The following is a 5,207-nucleotide window of genomic DNA, read 5'->3' as shown; positions in this document are numbered from 1 at the left end:
TGTCCCCGCTCGGCGGGGCACGGGCGCTTCCCGTCGGCCCCTAGGCCACCGAGGTCCGCGGTACCTCGGCGCCCGAGGCCGCCCCGGTCTCCACGAGCCGCGCGGCTGCGGCGAGCCGCACCGCGGCCTCCTCCGCCACCGGTCCGCCCACCGTGAACGGCAGCCGCACATAGCCCTCGAAGGCACCGTCCACGCCGAACCTGGGGCCCGAAGGCACCCGTACGCCGACCCGCTCGCCCACCGCGGCGATCCGCGACCCCGACAGCCCCCCGGTGCGCACCCACAGGGTGAGCCCGCCGTCCGGCACGTCGAACTCCCAGTCCGGCAGCTCCCTGCGCACCGCGGCGACCAGCGCGTCCCTGTTCTCCCTGGCCTGGCCGCGGCGGACGGCGACGGCCTGCTCCCAGCCGCCCGTGCTCATCAGCCAGTTGATGGCCAGTTGCTCGACGACGGGCGTGCCGAGGTCGGCGTACGCGCGCGCCGAGACCAGGCTGCGGATCACCTCGGGAGCGGCCCGCACCCAGCCGATGCGCATGCCCGCCCAGAACGCCTTGCTCGCCGAGCCGACCGTGACGACGGTGCTGCCGGCCGGGTCGAAGGAGCAGACCGCACGCGGCATCTCAAGGTCGTCGTCCAGGTGGAGTTCGGTCATCGTCTCGTCGACGACCAGGACGGTGCCCGCCGAGCGGGCCGCCTCGACGAGGGCGCGGCGCTGGTCCTCGCCGGCCAGGGCGCCCGTCGGGTTGTGGAAGTCCGCGACGACGTACGCGAGCCGGGGCGCCGCGTCGCGCAGCACCTGCCGCCAGCGCGGCAGGTCCCAGCCGGTGAGCCCCTCCGCCATCGCGACGGGCACCAGGCGGGCGCCCCCCTCGCGCATGAGCTGGAGGATGTTGGCGTACGACGGGGACTCGACGGCGATCCGCTCGCCGCGCCCCGCGAAGAGGTGGCAGATCGCGTCCATGGCGCCCATCGCGCCTGTGGTGACCATGATCTGCTCGGGCATCGTGGGGATGCCCCGCGCGGTGTAGCGGTCGGCGAGCATCTGCCGCAGGGCGGGCAGTCCCGCCGGGTAGTCGCCGTGCGTGTGGGCGTACGGCGGCAGCTCCTCCAGGGCGCCCTGCACGGCGCGCGTGAGCCAGGGTTCGGGGGCGGGCAGGGCTGCCGTGCCGAGGTCGATGACGGAGCCGAGGGACTCGGGCGGGAGCGGCTCCAGGCCGCGCGCGGGCAGCGGATTGCCCGCGGGGACGCCGGTCCAGCTGCCCGCGCCCCTGCGGGACTCCAGGAAGCCTTCCGCACGCAGGGCTTCGTACGCGGCGGCGACCGTGGTGCGGCTCACCGCGAGGGCCACCGCGAGCTCGCGCTCCGCGGGCAGCCGCGCAGCGACCGGAACGCGCCCTTCCAGGACGAGCAGCCGGATCCCGTCGGCCAGCGACCTGTAGGCCGGCGGCTTGCGGACGCCGGGGCCCGTGGGGCGGGACTGCGAGTTGAGCTGGCGGGCGAGCTGCGCCGCCCCCACCGCCGAAGTCCACTGCGCCATGAAATCAGTCCACCTTCCCCGGATTGGCCATGGTTGGCTCATCCATACGGGCCACAGAGTGTCATGCATCAGTCCACCACCCCTACCCCCACCACCACAACGCAAGGAGCACCACGTGTCCGGGTCATCGCGGTCAACCACTCAACTCTTCCGGCGGCTGGGGCAGCTGTACGTGGGCCTGGCGCTGTACGGAGCGAGTTCGGCGGTGCTGGTGCGCGCGGGCCTCGGCCTCGAACCGTGGGGCGTACTGCACCAGGGCCTCGCCCACCGCACCGGGCTCACCATCGGCGTCGTCTCGATCATCGTCGGGGCGGCCGTGCTGCTGCTCTGGATACCGATCCGGCAGCGGCCGGGCCTCGGCACGGTCTCCAACGTCGTGGTCATCGGCATCGCGATGGACGGCACCCTGGCCCTCGTGCCCGAGGTGCACGGGCTCACCGGGCGGATCGCCCTGATGCTCGGCGGAATCGTGCTCAACGGGATCGCCACCGGTCTCTACATCGCGGCCCGGTTCGGTCCCGGACCGCGCGACGGCCTGATGACGGGGCTGCACCGGCTGACCGGGCGGTCGATCCGCCTCGTCCGTACCGGCCTCGAAATCGCCGTCGTCGCCACGGGCTTCGTGCTCGGCGGCTCCGTCGGGTTGGGCACGATCGTGTACGCACTGGCCATCGGCCCCCTCGCACAGTTCTTCCTGCGCCTGTTCGCCGTGCCGGAGAAGCCCGCGACGGCCGTGGGCCCGGACGCCGACGACAAGGACTCCCGGGCGATACTTCACCGGTGAACCACGCATTCCGGCACAGCTATCTGGACCACCCCGGACCGGTCCTCCCGTTCGCCCACCGCGGCGGGGCGGCCGACGGGCTGGAGAACACCGCCTCCGCCTTCCGCAGGGCCGCCGAGGAGGGCTACCGGTACTTCGAGACCGATGTGCACGCCACCGCGGACGGGAAGCTGGTCGCCTTCCACGACCCGACCCTCGACAGGGTGACGGACGCGCGGGGCCGCATCCGCGAACTGCCCTGGAACCGGGTGCGCGAGGCACGCGTGGCGGGCACCGAGCCCCTCCCCCTCTTCGAGGAGCTCCTGGAGGAGTTCCCCGACGCCCGCTGGAACGTCGACGTCAAGGCGGAGCCCGCCCTGCACCCCCTGGTCGACCTGGTCCGCCGCACGAATTCCTGGGACCGGGTCTGCGTCGGTTCCTTCAGCGAGCGCCGGGTCGCCCGCGCGCAGCGGCTCGCGGGACCGCGCCTGGCGACGTCGTACGGGGTCAGCGGCGTGCTGGCGCTGCGGCTGCGCTCACTGGGCGTCCCGGCGCCGCTGCGCCGCGGCGCGGTGTGCGCACAGGTGCCCGAATCGCAGTACGGCGTACGGGTGGTGGACCGCCGTTTCGTGGCGACGGCGCACGCGCTCGGCCTCCAGGTCCACGTCTGGACGGTCAACGACGCGGGCCGGATGGCCGCCCTTGTCGATCTCGGCGTGGATGGCATCATGACGGACCAGATCGCGACGCTGCGGTCGGTGCTGACCGAGCGGGGGGCCTGGGCCTGACCCCCGCCCCCTTCCGCCCGTTCGCGCGTCGGCACGGGGACCGAGGCAGGGAGCGCACGTGTCGTCCGGTACAGCAGAACCGCCGGTGCCGACGCCCGAGGAGCGCAAGCGCGAACAACGGGGCTGGTACTTCTACGACTTCGCGTGCTCGGTCTATTCGACGAGCGTGGTGACCGTCTTCCTGGGCCCCTATCTGACGACGGTCGCGAAGGCCGCCGCCGACGCCGAGGGCTTCGTCCACCCGCTGGGCATTCCGGTCCGGGCGGGCTCCGTGTTCGCGTACACGGTGTCCCTGTCGGTGGTCTTCGCCGTCCTGCTGATGCCCATGGTGGGTGCGGTCGCCGACCGGACGGGCCGCAAGAAGCCGCTGCTCGCCGCAGCCGCCTACCTGGGGGCGACCGCGACGGCCGGCATGTTCTTCCTGGACGGCGACCGCTATGTGCTGGGCGCCCTGCTGCTGATCGTCGCGAACGCCTCGCTGTCCGTCTCGATGGCGCTCTACAACGCCTACCTGCCGCAGATCGCCGAGCCGGAGGAGCGCGACAAGGTCTCCTCAAGAGGATGGGCCTTCGGCTACACCTCGGGTGCGTTCGTCCTCGTACTGAATCTGGTGCTCTACACCGGGCACGACAGCTTCGGCGTGACCGAGGCGACGGCGGTACGGATCTGCCTGGCGTCGGCGGGGCTGTGGTGGGGCGCCTTCGCGATCGTTCCACTGCGGCGGCTGCGCGACCGCGAAGTGGCGACGGACGGCGCCCGGCCCACCATGGGACAGGGCTGGCGGCAGCTGATCGCCACGCTCAAGGACATGCGTCGGCATCCGCTCACGCTGTCGTTCCTGCTCGCCTATCTGGTCTACAACGACGGCGTCCAGACGGTGATCTCCCAGGCGTCGGTCTACGGCTCGCAGGAGCTGGAGCTCGACCAGACGACCCTCATCGTCGCCATCCTGCTGGTCCAGGTGCTCGCCGTCTTCGGGGCGCTGGGAATGGGGCGTCTGGCCCAGCGGTACGGCGCGAAGCGGACCATTCTCGGGTCTCTCGTCGCGTGGACGGGGACGATCGGCGTGGGCTTCTTCCTGCCGGCCGGCGCGCCCGTCGGGTTCTTCCTGCTCGCCGCCGCGATCGGGCTGGTGCTCGGCGGCAGCCAGGCGCTCTCCCGGTCGCTGTTCTCGCACATGGTGCCGCGCGGCAAGGAGGCCGAGTACTTTTCGGCGTACGAGATGAGCGACCGCGGCATGAGCTGGCTGGGGCCGCTGGTATTCGGCCTCGCCTTCCAGCTCACCGGCAGTTACCGGGACGCGATCGTCTCGCTCGTGATCTTCTTCGCGGTGGGATTCATCCTGCTCGCGCGGGTACCTGTGAGGGAGGCCGTAGCGGCGGCGGGAAACCCCGTACCGGAAAGAATTTAGACCTTGAAGTAAAAGGCCGGTAGTGTACGCCTTTGGCCTGCCAGGCGGACCGTTACTGCGCACTCGTGCAGGAAAAAGACTGGGTGACATCTGCTGTCAGATGTGACAAAGCGGTCACTGGTGGGTACAACAAGGGGCGGCACGACGGGCGACGCACTGACCCGCAACGGGAATCTTTACCGCCGACCGGACGTTGACCGGATGACGACGACAGCGACAAATACCTGTCCTGTGGGCGACAAGCCCGGGAGGCACGATTCATGAGTGAGCGAGCTCTCCGCGGTACGCGGCTCGTGGTTACCAGCTACGAGACGGACCGCGGCATCGATCTGGCCCCGCGCCAGGCGGTGGAGTACGCATGTGAGAAGGGTCATCGCTTTGAGATGCCCTTCTCCGTGGAAGCGGAAATTCCGCCGGAGTGGGAGTGCAAGGTCTGCGGGACCCAGGCACTCCTGGTGGACGGCGATGGGCCGGAGGAGAAGAAGGGCAAGCCCGCGCGCACGCACTGGGACATGCTCATGGAGCGGCGCACCCGCGAGGAACTCGAAGAGGTCCTGGCCGAAAGGCTCGCGGTACTGCGTTCCGGCGCCATGAACATCGCGGTGCATCCGCGGGACAGCCGCAAGTCCGCCTGACGTCTCAGGACGGAAGGGCACTGGAGAAGTACAGCGCAAGAGCCGCGGGGCTCCGGCACACCGAGTGTGTGCC

5 protein-coding genes are annotated in these 5,207 nt (G+C 71.1%); 4 read left to right on the top strand and 1 reads right to left on the bottom strand.

Annotated features, from left to right (window positions below):
• Positions 1–40: 40 nt before the first annotated feature.
• Complete coding sequence (locus ACWGIG_RS36705; protein ID WP_453326050.1) at positions 41–1,537, bottom strand: SCO1417 family MocR-like transcription factor; 1,497 nt, start codon at positions 1,535–1,537, stop codon at positions 41–43.
• Positions 1,538–1,604: 67 nt separating this feature from the next.
• On the opposite strand from ACWGIG_RS36705, the gene yczE reads away from it, so the two are divergent.
• The 4 genes from yczE (at position 1,605) to ACWGIG_RS36685 (ending at position 5,134) form a co-directional block, all read left to right on the top strand.
• Positions 1,605–2,321 carry a membrane protein YczE gene (yczE, locus tag ACWGIG_RS36700; RefSeq protein ID WP_453326051.1) on the top strand — a complete coding sequence of 239 codons (717 nt, stop codon included), beginning with the start codon at positions 1,605–1,607 and terminating at the stop codon, positions 2,319–2,321.
• Entirely contained in the window at positions 2,318–3,088 is a 771-nt protein-coding gene (locus tag ACWGIG_RS36695) for a glycerophosphodiester phosphodiesterase (RefSeq protein ID WP_453326049.1), read from the top strand. The genes yczE and ACWGIG_RS36695 overlap by 4 nt, the downstream gene beginning before the upstream one ends.
• A 58-nt stretch (positions 3,089–3,146) precedes the next feature.
• Complete coding sequence (locus ACWGIG_RS36690; protein WP_453326048.1) at positions 3,147–4,499, top strand: MFS transporter; 1,353 nt, start codon at positions 3,147–3,149, stop codon at positions 4,497–4,499.
• Between the two features lie 260 nt (positions 4,500–4,759).
• On the top strand, positions 4,760–5,134 hold the full coding sequence (locus ACWGIG_RS36685) for an RNA polymerase-binding protein RbpA (RefSeq protein ID WP_142215978.1): 375 nt from the start codon (positions 4,760–4,762) through the stop codon (positions 5,132–5,134).
• Positions 5,135–5,207 lie beyond the last annotated feature (73 nt).

This window comes from Streptomyces sp. NPDC054863 (assembly GCF_053610825.1).
The sequence above is the reverse complement of the archived record's forward strand: the minus strand, read 5'-3'. Positions and strand labels throughout refer to the sequence as shown.

Excerpts from the sequence above, each read along its gene's own strand:
- ACWGIG_RS36705 (WP_453326050.1), bottom strand. The coding sequence starts at position 1,537 with ATGGCGCAGTGGACTTCGGCGGTGGGGGCGGCGCAGCTCGCCCGCCAG.
- ACWGIG_RS36685 (WP_142215978.1), top strand. The coding sequence starts at position 4,760 with ATGAGTGAGCGAGCTCTCCGCGGTACGCGGCTCGTGGTTACCAGCTAC.